Raw genomic sequence first — 15,280 nt, 5'->3', positions numbered from 1 at the left:
TCAGAAATGAAAAGGAAAGTCGCAACAATGTTATTAACGGTCACAATGCTGGCGGGCCTGCTATTATCGGCATGCAGCAAAAACGAGGATCCGTCGCCGGCGGCCTCAAGCAGCTCAAGCGCGCCTTCTTCGGCAGCATCCAGCGAGTCGGCCAGCCCGTCCGCGGATCCGAACGCCCAGAAAGTATCGATCGAGCTGATGGAGAACGGCTGGGCGAATATCCCGCTTTCCGGGGACGATCCGTTCAAGAAGTGGATCGACGAGACGTTTAACGTCGATTTCAAGCTAACGTCGGTACCGGACGCGGACCTCGAATCCAAGCTGCTCGTCGAGTTTGCATCGGGAGACGGACCGGACATCATTTTCGCTTATAACAAAAACGTCATCAAAAAGCTGAATGAGCAAGGCATGCTGCTCGAGGATCTGACGCCGTATCTCGATAAAGTGCCGACGTTGGCCAAGAGTTACAGCGACCAAGCCAAAGCGTTCGCCTCGTCTGATGGCAAAATGATCGGCTTACCAACTCTGCCCGATCCCGGCACTCAGACGTGGATGATCCGCAAAGACTGGCTCGACGCCCTCAGCCTGCAAATGCCGACTAACGATCAAGAATTGCTGGACGTATTGCGTAAATTCACCAACGGCGACCCAGACAAAAATGGCAAAAAAGATACGTACGGCATCAGCTCGGCCGGCGGTGGCGGCGGACTTGGCGAAATTTTGTTCCTGGAATCCATGTACGGCCAGGTCGGTTTCCATGTGGAGAACGGAAAGGTCGTCCATTCGATCACGAACGGCACGCATAAGAAGTTCCTCGACTTCCTCCGCACCGCGCAGAAGGAGAAGCTGATCGATCCCGACTGGCTCACGCAAGGCTGGGAGCAGCGCAAAGCGCAGTTGTTCGCAGGCAAAATCGGCTCTGTCTATTATCCGGGCGTAATCGTGCAGGAAAGCGAAGGCGCGACCGGTGCGACCGGAGCGACCGTAGGCTGGTGGGACGTGATGGGCGTGCCTAAAGGCTCGCCGGAAGGCGGCAAGGATATCCCGTCGCAAATCGCGAGAGGCATGATCGCTATTTCCAAGAAGGCCGCCGAGGATCCGGTCAAGCTGGATCGCATCTTTCAAATTATTGAGAACTCGACGTTCCCGAACGACGGTTATTGGAAAATGCGCTGGGGCAAGGACGTTCTGCCTAATCGCGAGTTGAAGGACGTGGAAGGCGGTGCCAAGTACGTCAACCAAACCAAGGAAGGCGTACGGCTCGACAATCCGGGCGTCGACGACTACGGCACGTGGATCGGCACGCGCTCCGACATGGTGCTGGAAGGCAACAACCCCGATCCGGGAAAGACGGAGTTGAAGCAGCAAGAGCTCGACTCCAAGGCGTCCAAAGTAGAGCGGTATCCGGTCTACGAAGGACTGATCAACTTCGATCCGCAGGCCGCCGCCGACACTTGGAAACTTCAGGTCGAATTCGATACGAAATACGTGCTCGGCAAAACAGATGATTACGATGCGTTCGCCAAGAACTGGCTTAACGGCGGAGGCCAGGTGTTGCTTGACAACGCGACTGAGCAGCTGTCGGCCATGGGTTTATTGAAGTAACGTCTACCGAAGTAAGGTCATCTGAATAATCCGGTTGCAGCATCCGGAACGATCCTCCCTCATTGTCCTTAATTGGCAAGCGAGGGAGGTTTTTTTAACGGCAATCCGAAAGAAGTCCTCTTCCTCTGTAGGGAGGGGATGAATTTCGGTTAGGCAAAGCCTAAATGCATTTGTCTATTTGCCTGAATCGTCATCAGAATCGATCGCTTGTCACATTTTCTAAAGTTGGAATAGTGGATGTTTTTGGTGTATAATGGGAATATACGTTCCCATTATGGCGGTGAGCCTTTGTGCAAATAACCTTTCAGTTTCGCCTCTATCCGACCCCCGAACAGGAACAACAAATGAATCGAACGTTGGATTTGTGCCGGGAGCTCTACAATAAGGCCAAGGAACAACGTGAGACCGCCTACAACCAAGAAGGTAAAACCATCACTTATGCCATGCAGCAGAACGGCTTGCCTGCCTTCAAGAAGGAATTTCCAGCCTACAAGGAAGTCCATTCGCAAGTGCTGCAGGATTGCCTGCAACGTTTGGATGATGCTTATCAGCGTTTCTTCCGCGGTGAAGCAGGATACCCCCATTACAAGTCGGCAGATCGATACGTCTCCTTTACCTACCCGCAGCCCGGTGCGGTACAAAAGACATTTGCCAAAGAGGGAACCGTCTATCTTCCAAAAATCGGCGTTGTCAAAATGAATGTCCACCGTCCCTTCGACCGGGTGAGCGTGACGCAAATCAATGTGAAACGATATGGGGACCGGTGGATGATCAACATCAGCGTGAAAGTGCCGGATACGGAAGCCATGCAAGCGGTGGAATCCGCCGTCGGCATAGACGTAGGGCTGAACGCGTTTGCGGCGCTGTCCGATGAAACAAAGGTGGACAACCCGCGGTATTTGCGCAAAGCGGAGAAGCGGCTGAGGCGCGCACAGCGGCGGCTTTCCCGCAAACAGCGAGGTTCCCGCAACCGGCAGAAGGCCAAACGAAAGGTTGCCAAAACCCACCAAAAAGTCGCACGGCAGCGAAAAGATTTTCTGCACAAACAATCGTACCACATCGTCCAGGGCCATGATCTGATCGTGGTGGAGCAGTTGAAAGTCAAGAACATGGTACGCAACCGCCGCCTGGCCAAAAGCATCTCCGATGCCGGATGGAGAAAGTTTATCACATACCTATCTTATAAAGCCGAAAGACATGGAAAGCGATTCGTTCAAGTGCCCGCCCACGGCACATCGCAGACCTGTCTATGCGGCGCGGACGTTCCGAAAACGTTGGCAGTTCGAGTTCATGAATGTAAAAGATGCGGGCTTATTCAAGACAGAGACGTCGTCTCGGCCAAGATCATCTTGCAGCGCGCCTTGAAAATATCGGCTTGATGGGCCGAACACCGTAGGGAGGGTTTGCCCCGAACGGGATGCGAGCAGCATCGAACGCTTGTGGAGATCATGTAAGACCTTTCTCCCGGGAAAGGCAGAGATCGTCGAACCAAGAAGCCTCCGCCTCTATAGGCGGTGGGAGCATTCACTGCCGCAACGATCAGCCGTATTGAAATGACGCCGAATCCCTGGGGAGGTCAAGCATTCCCGGACAGCTTTCATATTCAATTTACGACGGACAGCGGGACGACCTGGAAGGATATCCCTGGGCTATACTATCGTAACATGCCGTTTTGGGAGCTCGATCCTTCGTTTGTTGCCGATTTCGAACCCGTTTATGCCAACGGAATCAAGGTGGTCGCGACAAGCTCAATTTGGACGACGTCGGAAACTAGTCGGCGAGTACGTCGTACGGCGTACGCATTGTCAAGTCTTCCGGCACGACGACGACAACCATGTCGACAGACGCGCAAGGCGTTCTGAATTGGAGCTCGAACGTCGGAACCGACTCGACGGTGCTAATCATCACTCCTTAGAAGAGGCCTGACAAAGAAAGCCTCCAATCCCGCAAACGCAGCGGGGTTGGAGGCTTTTGTCGCCATAGGGAGTGTCTTAACGCGCGAAATCCTCGTGTGCGTAACGGTAAGTTTCAGGCTGCTGAATATCATTGATGGCGAAAGCTCCGTCTGGCCGGTACTCGAACTGTGTTTCCTCGGTGCCGTAAGAGGCGGATTTGCGCCGTTCTATGCATGCGAGCAGCAACTGTTGCTTCAAGCGGATGTACGCCTCGTTATGAGGTCCGTACTTTGCTTCGAGATCGGCGGGGCGAAACTCGTAGTAGACCGTTCGCCGCAGCGCGTTGCCGTCTCCGGCGGGCGATCCGTGCAACACCATAATATCATGGAAAATAACGTCGCCCGGATTCATCGGAACTGGTATCGCGTCCGAAGTATCGAAGCCTTCGCGGGAATACCGTTCTTTCGCCCGTTCAGTCGACCATAGGTTGCTGCCGGGGATGACCCAAAGGCAATTGGACAAATCAGCTTCGTCCAAATAGAAGTCGACGTTGAAGATCGGCCTAGGATCGTACGATCCCTCAGGCTCGGGCCGGGTGCCGTCCCGATGCCATGGGACGATGATGCCTTCGTCGGGCATTTTGACGACCATCGAGTCCCAGGTCGGAATGAGCGCTGAACCTTGAAGCTTCTCCACGGAACGGAGAATGAACGGATGTCCCAACAGCCGTTTCATCGCATCCGACTTGTCGATGACATACTCGATGCGCTTCAGCACTTTGGCGCCGGTTTTACCGCCTTTGCCGTACATGAAATCGGCATCGCCTTCCACGCCGGCGGCGCCCTTCTCCAACAAAACCATCATTTCCTCCCGAATGAGCTGTAGTTCCTCTTCGCCGAGGGCGTTGCGGATAACCAAAAAACCGTTGTCGAGAAAAAATTGCGCCTGCTCCTCGCTGATGCACGATTGCTTGCGGGCATCTACTTCCAAAAGCTTCATCTGACACCTTCTCCTTTACAAAAAGAATATTATTCTTTATTCTGGTGATAAGATATCATATATCATACCAGATATCCATACTTAATTTTTGGGGAGGTTTTTCTAGTGGCACATTCTGCGATGCGGATATACGATTTATCCGTCGAGCTCGGGAGCTTTGCGCTGGGCATCGGTGAAACCCGGCCCCGGCTAGGCTGGAAGCTCAGGTCGGACTCGCGCGCGGAGAAACAGTCGGCGTACCATATCCTTGTCGCTTCATCATCCTTGCTTTTGGAAGAGAACTGCGGAGACCTGTGGGATTCCGGTGAAATATCCAGCGATCAGTCTGTTCATATCGTTTATGAAGGTGCACCTCTCTTATCAAGACAGCGCTGCTATTGGAAGTTAAAGGCGCGGGATTCGAAGGGCGCGGAGACGGTTTGGAGCGAAACCAGCCTGTGGACGATGGGATTGTTGAATGAAGAAGACTATTCGGCTCGGTTTATCGGACATCCGTCAAGTCCGGAGGAAGGCAATCCCGAAGCCGTCATGAGGCAGCCTTCCCCTTATTTGCGCACGGTTTTTGAGCTTGACAGCAAGCCCGAGATCGCCACGCTCTATGCGACGGCGCTTGGCTTGTATGAAGCGCGCCTAAACGGCAACCGGGTCGGATCTTTCGTGCTTGCGCCCGGGTGGACGGATTACCGCAAACGGGTTCACGTACAGGCATATGACGTGACTACACTGCTTACGGAAGGCGAGAACGCAATCGGGGCCATCATCGGTACGGGCTGGTATGCCGGACAAGTCGGCTGGTACGGACCGGGACAATACGGTACGAAACCTTGCGTGCTGCTTCAACTAGAAATGACATTCTCGGACGGTACGAAACGGTTGGTCGTTTCGGACGGAGGCTGGCGCGCTTCTTTCGGTCCGATATTATTTTCCGACATGCAGGACGGGGAGACATACGACGCACGGCTCAACATGCCGGGCTGGGACAAGCCGGGTTTCGACGATTCGAAATGGAGCCCGGCGCAGTCGCTGGATCTTCCGTATACGGGTCTAACGCCCGGCGTCGGTCCTGCCGTTGCCGTCATAGAGTCACTGCCTCCGTTGGCGAGTCAGGAACCGTCGCCCGGCTGTTATGTGTTCGATATGGGCCAGAACATGGTGGGTTGGGTTAGATTGCGGATGAACAATATTGCGGAAGGAACCCGTATTCGTCTTCGTTTTGCCGAGACGGTTCATTCCGACGGCACTTTGTATACCGATAATTTACGCAGCGCTAGGCAGACGGACGAATATATTGCCGAAGGCGCTCTGGAAGAGATTTTCGAACCCCGGTTCACGTTCCACGGTTTTCGGTACGTCGAGGTAACCGGTAATCCCGGATTGCCGGAGAGCTTTGAATTGACGGGTTGCGTCGTTCATTCCGAAATGCCGGAGACGGGAGCCTGGAACTGTTCTCATCCGGGAGTCAACCGGCTGCAAAGCAATATTCTATGGGGGCAAAAAGGTAATTTTCTGAGCGTTCCGACCGATTGTCCGCAGCGGAACGAGCGGATGGGGTGGACGGGAGACGCGCAAATCTTCGCAGGCACCGCTGCATATCGTATGAACGTCGCCTCGTTTTTCACGAAGTGGATGGACGACGTGGAGGATGCGTCATTTTCTAATGGGGCGTTTCCGGACGTGGCGCCGAATCCCCAACCGGCCTCGCTGAACGAAGGCAAGCCGGGGTGGGGAGACGCGGGCGTCATCGTTCCTTGGACTATGTTTCGGATGTACGGCGACAAGAGGATCATCGAAAAACATTATCAAGCTATGGCAGATTGGATCGCCTATTTGGAAGCGAATAGCGTAGGCGGTTTGCGTCCCGACATCGGTTATGGAGATTGGCTGTCTGTCAACGCGGAGACGCCGAAGGACGTCATGGCAACGGCCTACTTCGCTTATAGCGCCCGATTAATGGCGAGAATGGCCGCGATCATTGGGCGGCGGGATGATGCGGAGCGTTATGAAAAGTTGTTCGGAACGGTCAAGCAGGCGTTCTCGTTCGCTTACGTATCGGAGGACGGCCGCATCAAGGGGGATACGCAAGCCGTCTATACATTGGCGCTATACATGGAACTGCTTCCCGACCGTCTTCGCGCCGCTGCCGCAGCAAGGCTCGCGGAAGATATTGAGCGCCGCGGCGGACACTTGACGACTGGCTTTCTTGGCGTCGGATATTTGATGCCGGTGCTGTCCGGAATCGGTCGAACGGATTTGGCGTATCGTCTGCTGCTGCAAGAGAACTATCCGTCATGGTTGTATTCGGTCAGCCATGGCGCAACTACGATTTGGGAGCGGTGGGACGGCTGGACGGAGGAGAAGGGATTTCAGACGCCGGACATGAATTCGTTTAACCATTATTCACTCGGCTCCGTCGGCGAATGGCTATTCCGGCACGCGGCAGGCATTGACACGGACGATCAAGAAGTCGGCTTCAAGCAGATCGTCATCCGTCCGCGTATCGGCGAAGGACTCGATTTCGTCGAGGCCGCTTACGAATGTTCGTATGGGACGATTCGATCGGAATGGCGCGCGGAACCGGGTAAAATATCGCTGCGCGTGACCGTTCCCGTTAACGCTTCCGCCCGCATTCACATACCGATGAGGCCAGGGTACAGGCTTCTGGAAGGCGGCATTCCGGTTGAAGAAAGCTCAGACGTGGAATTGACGACCTTCGGGGAGGGAGAGGCGGTATGTCGGGTCGGTTCCGGCTCATTTGAATTCCATTCGGTTGCTGTCGAATGGCAGAACGCTAGCTGGGAAAAAGCCGATTGACCGCGCTTCCAAAAGATGATATCATCTCATCATACCAGTTTAGGAGGGTGTCAAAATGGCATTATTGAACCGGCCGTCGGGCGCGTATCCGGACGACGTACCTGACACCTTATTCCAGTCCGTGGACGAAGCGGCGGGTAGACTCAAGCTCCTGTTCGTCGTGGAGAAGGAGCTGCTGCGCTTGTCGGCGGGATATTTGCCCGCCGTCGAAGACTGGGAGCTGAAGAAGCGGCTGACCGTGCACGTTTGGCAGGACGCCCGGCGCGCCGATTTTATCCGCAAGCGTACGCTGGAGCTCCGTTTTCCGCGCAAGGATGTTGATGCGCGGACAGCAAGCCAGCGGGCAGTTATGAAGGCGGCTCAGGAACTGCTAGGCTGCCGCGGAGACGCAGAATTCGCGACAGGCGTGTACCTCGTCTGGAAGCGGGCTTGCCTGCAAGGCTACGAAACTTATCTATCGCTGACCGACCCTCTGCTCGACGAGCCGACGGCCGAGCCGCTTACTCGGTTCGTTTCCGATTTATCCGGACAAATCGCAGAAATCGAAGGACTGCTTCATCGTCTCTATCGGGACAAGCCGGATATGAATCCCTTGGCTGCCGGGTGGGAGCGTCATTGCGTCGCCGCTCTTCTGGAAGTCTCGGCACAAGCATCCGAAGATTTCGGTTCACGTCTTACCCGCCCCGGTCAGGGAGCGCAAGAGGATACGGTGGAAAACCGTAAGCCGTATTCGCCGCCGGCGGTGCCTGTGCGGGATTCCCGTTTCACGCCGACGTTCCATCACAACGCCGATCGGCGGATTTTGCCGGATGATCGGTTCGACGAGGCGCTGGAGAAGAAGCTGATCCAGGGCATCAGCCATGCGAACGAGATGTGGGCGGCTGAAGCGGTCGGGGCGGTCATGTGGGCTTGGGAAGATATGCCGTGGGATTTTTATACGGATGCGGCCCGCTGGCTATACGACGAAGGAAGGCATTGCCGGATGGGCGAGCAAATGATGAGCAGGCTCGGCTTCGAGACGGGAATCGACTACCCGATGGCGGGAGAAAGCTACGCGGCGCTGTTTCCTCATGGCTACGAGCAGTTACTGGGGTTGCTGCATTATTTCGAAAGCACGAATACGAAGCAGGCATCCAAAGAATGGTTTGAAACGGCTGGAGACGAAGACAGCGCTTCGAATTTGGACTACGACTGGGCCGACGAAGCGCTCCACCTGACTTACGGCTACAAATGGTTGCTGCATAGGCTAGGAGGGGATTCTGAGCGGCTCGAAGCGCTGCGAGACGAATCGGCCCGCATCTGGTCGGAATGGTTCAATGAACGGGTGCTCGCTTCACCGGATAAGCCTTATGAGGTTTTCCGAGATCGGATTCTGCGGTTGGCGGAAGCCAAAGGACTGCTTCCGGCCGGTGGGAGCATGGCATGACGTACCGGGTCAGAATCGCGAACAAAGACGCCGAATTCGAAGCCGAGCCGGATGAATACCTGCTGGACTCGGCTATCATCGGCGGCGCGCCAATCGCGTTCGTATGCCGTGGAGGCACTTGCCGAACCTGCTTGGTCCGGGTGGTGGAAGGCACGCTGGAGCAAGATCTGTCGTTTGAGCCGGCCATTCAACCGTCAGAGCTCGGCGCCGGCTGGCGATTGGCGTGCTGCGCTTACGTCCGGTCGGATTTGGTGGTCGAAACGAAACGTTGACTGATGATGCGCAATCGAAGGGAGAACGTAAAATTAATGACTGACACAAAAAATAGGGGAAACGCAGCCGAAGGACGGAAAGCCGCCGACCGGTATCGCGCGGAATTCGATAATAAAGAAGGCATCGTATCTATTCATCCTTTCGGAGGAGAAGACAGCGTCGCTTACAGACTGGGACTAACCGTGCGGTTGACCGACGGAAAAACGATCGCGCTTCGGCCGACGAACTGCGCGGCGGTTCGCTCGGACCAAGGTGAGTCGACGGAATGGCAGCTGGTCTCCGAAGACAGAGGGCTGACAGGCAAGGCGACGGTCGTTTTCGGGGATAGTTATGTCCTATACCGGGCGGAGCTTTCCGCTGGCTTTGCCGCGAAGGTGGAGGACGTCATATACGGCTGCGACCGGGATGCCGCCACGCGGGAAGGCGGCTCCCTTACGAACGCGACTGAAATGAAGGTATGGTCCCCGGATTTGTACCATTGCGTGCTTCCGAAGAAAGGGATCGCGAGCGCTTCGCTCTCCAGCAAACACGAAATCCGTGACGGATATTTCCGTTCCGACGGCGGCCGTTTCATTATTCCTCCGTATGTAGCCGCTTTCGGCAATGCCGACTGGTGGGGCGTCGGAACGCTCGAGGTACCCGAGTCGGAGGACGGGCTGTTGTTCGAATACGAGGAAGGACGATTGACGTTACCGTTCCGCTTCCGGGGAGGACTAACGTTGCAGCCCGGCATGCCTGCCGTGCTGCCTGCTGTCGCCTTCACCTTCGGGCGCGAAGCCGACGAGGTATTGAAGGAATATGTATCCTTGCTGAAGCGGCGCGATGCAATTCCGGCCATGAGGGAATGGACGGACTGGTGGTCCGGGCCGATCTACTGCACGATCGGCGACCAGATCTATCATGACATGATCGAGACCGGTCAGCTTCGCGAGGCCGGAGGCGTCAACCTCCTGACTGAATCGTTCACCCGGATGTGTTTCGATACGATGGCGGACAAAAACATTCCATGGCGATTGGCGATTTTGGATGCCGGTTGGATGGACGGGGTGGCAACGTGGAATCCGAACGCGGAACGTTTTCCGGATTTGCGCCGATTCATTGACGAATGCCATGCGCAGGGCAAACGGATCGTGTTGTGGATTTGCCCTTTCAGCACTGAATTGCTCGGCAAACGCGAAGACGCGTTTATTCGCGAACATCGGGAATGGCTGGTCAATCCGGATTCCGATATCCCGCTGCTCGACTACTCTCATCCGGGTACGCGGAACCACATGGAGGAAGTCATTCGGCGGCTTCTGTCCGATGAGGAAGGCTGCCTGAACGCGGACGGATTCAAGGTCGATTTCTATTATCATGTACCTCCGTCGAACAGCAGCTTCTACAATCCCGCGTGGCCGAAAGGCGAGAAGCTGGTGCATCGTGTGTTGCAATTTATGTACGAAGCGGCTAAGAAGGTGAAGCCCGACTGTTTTGTGGAAGGCTCTGCGGCCAATCCTTTTTTCAATGACACGCAGGACGCGTGTCGGTTGAATGACGACGTTACCAATAATCCGAGAATATATCCTTTAAGGGCGCATGTGACGAATTTGGCTGGCGCATCCGTGCCCGATACGGACGATTGGTGGTCGTACGCCCAGTATTTCGTTCCCATGACGATGCAGAAAAGCGTCTTCGGCATCCCCGCACTCTATGCCATTCGATATCGCGGTGAGCAGGGGCACATGCTGAACGGCTATGGGGGCGTTGCCCCCGGCGGTATCCCCGTCCCGATAGCCGAGGAAGATTATCGCAGGGTAAGCGCCGTTCTTCGCGCATACGAGCACGCCCCCATCGACAACCGGCAGGAGCGGCACATCGATTTGCGCCGCAGTGAAATGTGGCGTAAATATACCGACGGTCCGCTTGCGGGTTTCTATGCGGCTCTGTTGCTTGGCGACAATCATGGCATCGCCTGTTACAATGGCGGGGAGGTTCGAATTGCCGCCATTGCAGACCGTAGGCTGCGGGTACCGCTGCCGGCGGGAGCTCGGATCGAAGCGCTCGTCCGTATCGATATGGACGGGAAGCGGACAGTGCCATTCGAGGAGAAGGACGGCAACGTGCTCTTCGAGGCGGAAGACGCCGGGCGCGAAGGTGCAGCCTATGGGTTGAGCTTCGTTTTGCCAGAGCGGACATAAGCGGACAAAGGCCACCTTAGTGGCCTTTTGCGCGTTTACCGCCTGTCGTCAACGCTAGAGCTCCCGAAGGTTACCGAATCACCTTGCTGAAAATTGACATTTTTTAGAATATGTGATATCATCTTATATTACAATTTATGTACGAAAAGTAGGAGGAGATCTTGTTGGAAATGAGTGAACGAGCGGAAAGGCTAAACGCCCAGCAACTGTCCACTCCGTCCTTGGCCGAACGGACTAGCCAGTTGATTCTAGATGCTATAGTGGAAGGGAAAATTAAGGCGGAAGAATCGTTTCCGTCACAGTATCAATTAACGGAATGGTTCGGTGTCAGTCGAACGGTCATCCGGGAGGCGACGCAGATACTTGTCTCGAAAGGCATACTGAACGTCAAACACGGCAAACGCATCACGATCCGTCCGGCGTCCCATGAGCAGGTTACCGAGTCGCTCGGTTTGGCTTTTCGCCGAGGAGGTGTTTCCGTGCTGGACGTGCTGGCGCTCCGGAAAGCTTTGGAGGTGGAGAGCGCAGGATTGGCGGCTCTTCACGCAACGGACGAGAATCTTGCGGAGATGAGAGGTAAGCTGGAAGAAATGGAGCGCTATTTGCTGGAAGAGAAAGGCTATGTTCAGGCTGATGTGGAATTTCATGAAACCGTGTTCACTGCGGCGGGGCAGCCCGCCTTCGAGCTTGTTCTTCGTTCGCTTACCGATTATTTAATGGAAATTCGCAAAATATCTTTCCGCGGCGAGCAAAAAACGAAGCAGGCAGCCGATGCCCACCGCCGCATTTACGAGGCGATCGAGAAGAGGGACGAGGAAGAGGCGCGCCGCGCGATGCGGGTCCATCTGGAAGAGACGGAAGACAACTTGAGAACCTCGCTGGCGGATCTCACCTGATTTTACGGAAGGAGCCCGGCGTCAACCCCGTTTCACTTCGGAACGCTTTCGTGAAGTGGTGAATATCGGCAAAGCCGCACAATTCCGCGATGAGCTTCAACGATAGGCTCCCGTTGCGTAGAAGCTCACAAGCATGTTGAATGCGCAGTCGCAGCAAATATTGATGGGGCGGCATGCCGAACTGCTCGCGGAAGAGGACGTTAAACCGGGATTTGGACAAATGCGCCTGCCGGGCCATGTCGTCCACCGTAAGCGGGTCGGAAAGATGAATCGACAAATAGGCTTTCATCCAATGAAGTGGCGGATAGCCTGCGGCTTCGGCCGGCTCCGATGCGGAGTAATCATCAAGCAGCATCAGAACGAATTCTCCGACAAGCAGGTTAGCTTCCAGGGATCGGAGAGGCTGTCTAAGCTTCCACAACCGGATCGCTTGGAGAAGCGAATGCCGAAACGCATCCGGCTTCGATGGCCGGACTCGCAGCGGAATCGGGGAGGCCAGCAGATCGTTGAGACTCGGCTGCAGCAGGTGTCTGTATTCTGAAAGATCCACCTGGCTCGGTCTGGTCGAAAACCCTTGCATCCGTTCGACACTGTAAAATATATCGAAATGGATATATGGCGTAACGGTCGGTCCGGGAGCGCGAAGGGCGTGAAGAACGTTCGGCTGGACGAGCGCGAATTCGCCCTTGTCCAGCCGCTGACATCCATCCGGCAGATCAATGAACAGCGTCCCTTTATCCACGAGCACCAGCAAATAATCGAGCGTCCGCCTCGCAGGGATGCTCCAGGGTTCCCGAACCGCTTCGTCGGCATGGCGGATGTAAGGCGCGAAAGTCAGTCCGAACAGCGTGCTCATCCTTATTCCTCCGCATTCGCAGTTCATTTATACAAAAACGAAGTTTACGGCGACAAAGCTTAGGCCGCAGAAAACCTTTATTCTAGAAGTATATCATACTTCTTTGAATGGAGGTTTTCTGTCGTGAGAGTTCAAATCGACAATTTAGGCATCCCTCCTCTTGCAGGGATTTGCACGTATGAGGAGGCGTGCAGAACAGGTGTTTCAGTGGACGACAACGTGGAGTTGCTGAAGCGCCTCAATTATGCGAAAGTATCGCTGCACCGCATGTTCGCCGCACATTTGGCGCATACGCCCGAATGGGAGATCAAGCAAGCGTTCGGGCACCACTTATGGCTGGATGCGGAGCACAGCGCATCTCTGCGCAAGCGGGTGTCGGAAATGCGTAAACCGCCGCTTCATTTGGACAAGGTACCCGACCCGTATCTGGAAGCCTTTTTCGACGAGGCGATCCGGGCGGAAAACACTGCGGAGCTGCTGGCCGGTATCTACCTTGTCGTGAAGCCGCAGCTGGCGCGCGCAATGCGGCGGCACTTGGAGGTGACGAATCCGCTGATGGATCAGCCGACCTGCCGACTATTTCGGTTCATGCTAATCGATGAAGAGGAGATGATCGCCTGGGGCGAACGGGCGTTGAACGCTCTGACCGTCTCAGCGGAACTGCGGGAGAGGGCGGAAGCATGGGTCGCCCATCTGAATTCTTATTTACGGGCTGCCGGCGGATTGGCTGGCGACTTGCAGCAGCTTTCTCCGGCTGAAGTACTTCCGGCACCGCGATCCGACGGGGGGGCTTATCGCATGAGCAACATGCCCCGGCGCGACGCGCGTTTTCGCGATGTGTACAACCGCTCAGCTAAGGTCGACGAATATTATCAGGACGAAATACTCCCGGCGGATGAACGGACGTTCGCTTTACTGTTCAAGCGGTTGCGCGAGATGGACGTACCGGAATGGATGGGGCCGATTTTGTACAAAACGCGGGGCAAGCCATGGGAATATTACACGGATTTAAGCCGTCAACTGTGGGATGAGACGCGCCACTCCATGATGGGGGAAGTCGGGTTGTATCACAACAAGGTGCCTTTTTACCGCTATCCGATCGACCTGAAAGCCTCCTCTTCTCTGAACACCGATTTCACCCCGTTTGAATCCCACCTGATCCTGTGGGGGATCGAGCAGGGACTGATGAACAAAGACAAGGGCAAGCGATGGGAATGGATCATTGCGCAGCAGTCCGGCATGCCCTATGCGGTGTCGGCTCAAGATTACGATTGGGCGGACGAAGTGCTGCATGCCCAAATCGGGCGCAAATGGCTCTCTCCGGAATTCGAAAGCGCGGAGCAGATGCAGGAAGAATACGAGAAAGTATGGGTTAGGGCGTTCGAGAGCAAGAAGAAATATATCGCGATGTCGGAGCAGCAAGAATGGTGGCCCCGGTTCGTGAAGGAGATGCGGGAGTAAGCGCACTTGCAAGAACCAGCGAAAACTTCTCTTAATAGCACACAAGAGGCTGTCCCATAAGGTCTTAAATGACCCGAGGGACAGCCCTAATCATTGAAATAGTTCCCCCGTTTCATCTAATGCATCAGGTGATGGAACGTCCGCCGTCGACAATGATTTCAGTTCCGGTAACGAATGATGAGCGGGAGGAGGCGAGGAACAGCGCGGTTTCCGCGATTTCCGACGCATAGCCGATCCGACCGGCCGGAAGCCTGCGGCCGAGTTCTCGTTTGACCTCTTCTCCTTCCGCGAAGCCAGGCGTGTCTACAGCGCCTGCCACCAGAGTGTTGGCGCGAATCGACGGAGCATAGTCGCGGGCGATGACTTTGGACAGCACGTCGACGCCGCCTTTGGCCACGGCGTAGGCTCCAAAGTTCGGCTCGGGCGTATGGGATTGCAGGGAGGAGATGTTGATGATACTGCCTCCGCCTCTCTCCAGCATGAACGGAATCATTTCCCGCGTGCCAAGGAAATAAGAACCGAGGGAAACGTCCATCGTCTGCCGCCAGTCTTCGTCGGTCAATTCGCCGATAGGAACGAGCCGTCTCCAGTAGGCGTTGTTGACTAAAACGTCGCAGGCGAGGCCTCTTTGCCGCATCCAGGCGGATAGCTCCCGCCATTCCCCGGCGACAGACACGTCCATCGGATAAACTTGTGCGGCTCCTCCATTCGCACGGATAGAATCCGCCACTTCTTCAAGCGGATTCTTTCGTCTGGCCAACAGGATAACGGCAGCTCCCGCCTTGGCGAACAGCCTTGCGATTTCAGCTCCGATGCCTTGGCTTGCGCCTGCTACGACGGCGCATTTGTCGATAAGCTCCATAGTTGATGCCTCCTAGTTC

Annotated in this window: 12 protein-coding genes; 8 read left to right on the top strand and 4 right to left on the bottom strand. The window is 55.4% G+C overall.

The features are described 5' to 3' along the window. Positions 1–6 precede the first annotated feature (6 nt). Positions 7–1,605 (top strand): extracellular solute-binding protein, encoded by a 1,599-nt coding sequence (locus tag K7P76_RS05950; protein WP_232184236.1) that lies wholly within the window; start codon positions 7–9, stop codon positions 1,603–1,605. A 290-nt stretch (positions 1,606–1,895) separates the two neighbouring features. Then, a complete protein-coding gene (locus K7P76_RS05945) occupies positions 1,896–2,984 on the top strand; it encodes an RNA-guided endonuclease InsQ/TnpB family protein (RefSeq protein WP_309244733.1) in 1,089 nt (362 codons plus the stop codon). 391 nt (positions 2,985–3,375) lie between these two features. On the opposite strand, the gene K7P76_RS33055 is transcribed toward K7P76_RS05945, so the two are convergent. Both K7P76_RS33055 and K7P76_RS05940 read right to left on the bottom strand, forming a co-directional pair. Continuing rightward, positions 3,376–3,510 (bottom strand): hypothetical protein, encoded by a 135-nt coding sequence (locus K7P76_RS33055; RefSeq protein ID WP_255678304.1) that lies wholly within the window; start codon positions 3,508–3,510, stop codon positions 3,376–3,378. An 86-nt stretch (positions 3,511–3,596) separates the two neighbouring features. Then, on the bottom strand, positions 3,597–4,499 hold the full coding sequence (locus K7P76_RS05940; protein ID WP_232184234.1) for a phytanoyl-CoA dioxygenase family protein: 903 nt from the start codon (positions 4,497–4,499) through the stop codon (positions 3,597–3,599). A 105-nt stretch (positions 4,500–4,604) separates the two neighbouring features. Here K7P76_RS05940 and K7P76_RS05935 point away from each other — a divergent pair, with 105 nt between their 5' ends. The 5 genes from K7P76_RS05935 to K7P76_RS05915 all read left to right on the top strand — a co-directional run bounded on the left by K7P76_RS05935 (position 4,605) and on the right by K7P76_RS05915 (position 12,082). Next, positions 4,605–7,310 carry a family 78 glycoside hydrolase catalytic domain gene (locus K7P76_RS05935; RefSeq protein ID WP_232184233.1) on the top strand — a complete coding sequence of 902 codons (2,706 nt, stop codon included), beginning with the start codon at positions 4,605–4,607 and terminating at the stop codon, positions 7,308–7,310. A 55-nt stretch (positions 7,311–7,365) separates the two neighbouring features. Then, positions 7,366–8,736, top strand: a complete 1,371-nt coding sequence (locus K7P76_RS05930; protein ID WP_232184232.1) for a DUF455 family protein — start codon at positions 7,366–7,368, stop codon at positions 8,734–8,736. Then, on the top strand, positions 8,733–9,008 hold the full coding sequence (locus K7P76_RS05925) for a 2Fe-2S iron-sulfur cluster-binding protein (RefSeq protein WP_232184231.1): 276 nt from the start codon (positions 8,733–8,735) through the stop codon (positions 9,006–9,008). Before K7P76_RS05930 ends, K7P76_RS05925 begins: the two co-directional genes overlap by 4 nt. Positions 9,009–9,044: 36 nt before the next feature. Next, a complete protein-coding gene (locus K7P76_RS05920; protein ID WP_232184230.1) occupies positions 9,045–11,186 on the top strand; it encodes a TIM-barrel domain-containing protein in 2,142 nt (713 codons plus the stop codon). A gap of 170 nt (positions 11,187–11,356) precedes the next feature. Then, entirely contained in the window at positions 11,357–12,082 is a 726-nt protein-coding gene (locus K7P76_RS05915) for a FadR/GntR family transcriptional regulator (protein ID WP_232184229.1), read from the top strand. On the opposite strand, the gene K7P76_RS05910 is transcribed toward K7P76_RS05915, so the two are convergent. Beyond that, the gene (locus K7P76_RS05910) at positions 12,075–12,938 is read right to left on the bottom strand and encodes a helix-turn-helix domain-containing protein (RefSeq protein ID WP_232184227.1); all 864 of its coding nucleotides are present in this window, start codon (positions 12,936–12,938) and stop codon (positions 12,075–12,077) included. The two genes, K7P76_RS05915 and K7P76_RS05910, sit on opposite strands and share 8 nt — an antisense overlap. A 123-nt stretch (positions 12,939–13,061) precedes the next feature. Between K7P76_RS05910 and K7P76_RS05905 the strand changes: the two genes are divergently transcribed. Then, positions 13,062–14,399, top strand: a complete 1,338-nt coding sequence (locus tag K7P76_RS05905; RefSeq protein WP_232184225.1) for a hypothetical protein — start codon at positions 13,062–13,064, stop codon at positions 14,397–14,399. A 124-nt stretch (positions 14,400–14,523) separates the two neighbouring features. On the opposite strand, the gene K7P76_RS05900 is transcribed toward K7P76_RS05905, so the two are convergent. Beyond that, positions 14,524–15,261, bottom strand: coding sequence for an SDR family NAD(P)-dependent oxidoreductase (locus K7P76_RS05900; protein WP_232184223.1), 738 nt, complete (start codon positions 15,259–15,261; stop codon positions 14,524–14,526). Positions 15,262–15,280 lie beyond the last annotated feature (19 nt).

The sequence above is a fragment of the Cohnella silvisoli genome, assembly GCF_021190915.1.
Lineage (GTDB): Bacteria > Bacillota > Bacilli > Paenibacillales > Paenibacillaceae > Cohnella > Cohnella silvisoli.
This window is presented reverse-complemented; position numbering and strand designations above follow the sequence as displayed.

Coding starts and splice junctions, on each gene's coding strand:
- K7P76_RS05950 (WP_232184236.1), top strand. CDS start 7: ATGAAAAGGAAAGTCGCAACAATGTTATTAACGGTCACAATGCTGGCG.
- K7P76_RS33055 (WP_255678304.1), bottom strand. CDS start 3,510: ATGATTAGCACCGTCGAGTCGGTTCCGACGTTCGAGCTCCAATTCAGA.
- K7P76_RS05940 (WP_232184234.1), bottom strand. CDS start 4,499: ATGAAGCTTTTGGAAGTAGATGCCCGCAAGCAATCGTGCATCAGCGAG.
- K7P76_RS05930 (WP_232184232.1), top strand. CDS start 7,366: ATGGCATTATTGAACCGGCCGTCGGGCGCGTATCCGGACGACGTACCT.
- K7P76_RS05925 (WP_232184231.1), top strand. CDS start 8,733: ATGACGTACCGGGTCAGAATCGCGAACAAAGACGCCGAATTCGAAGCC.
- K7P76_RS05920 (WP_232184230.1), top strand. CDS start 9,045: ATGACTGACACAAAAAATAGGGGAAACGCAGCCGAAGGACGGAAAGCC.
- K7P76_RS05915 (WP_232184229.1), top strand. CDS start 11,357: ATGAGTGAACGAGCGGAAAGGCTAAACGCCCAGCAACTGTCCACTCCG.
- K7P76_RS05910 (WP_232184227.1), bottom strand. CDS start 12,938: ATGAGCACGCTGTTCGGACTGACTTTCGCGCCTTACATCCGCCATGCC.
- K7P76_RS05900 (WP_232184223.1), bottom strand. CDS start 15,261: ATGGAGCTTATCGACAAATGCGCCGTCGTAGCAGGCGCAAGCCAAGGC.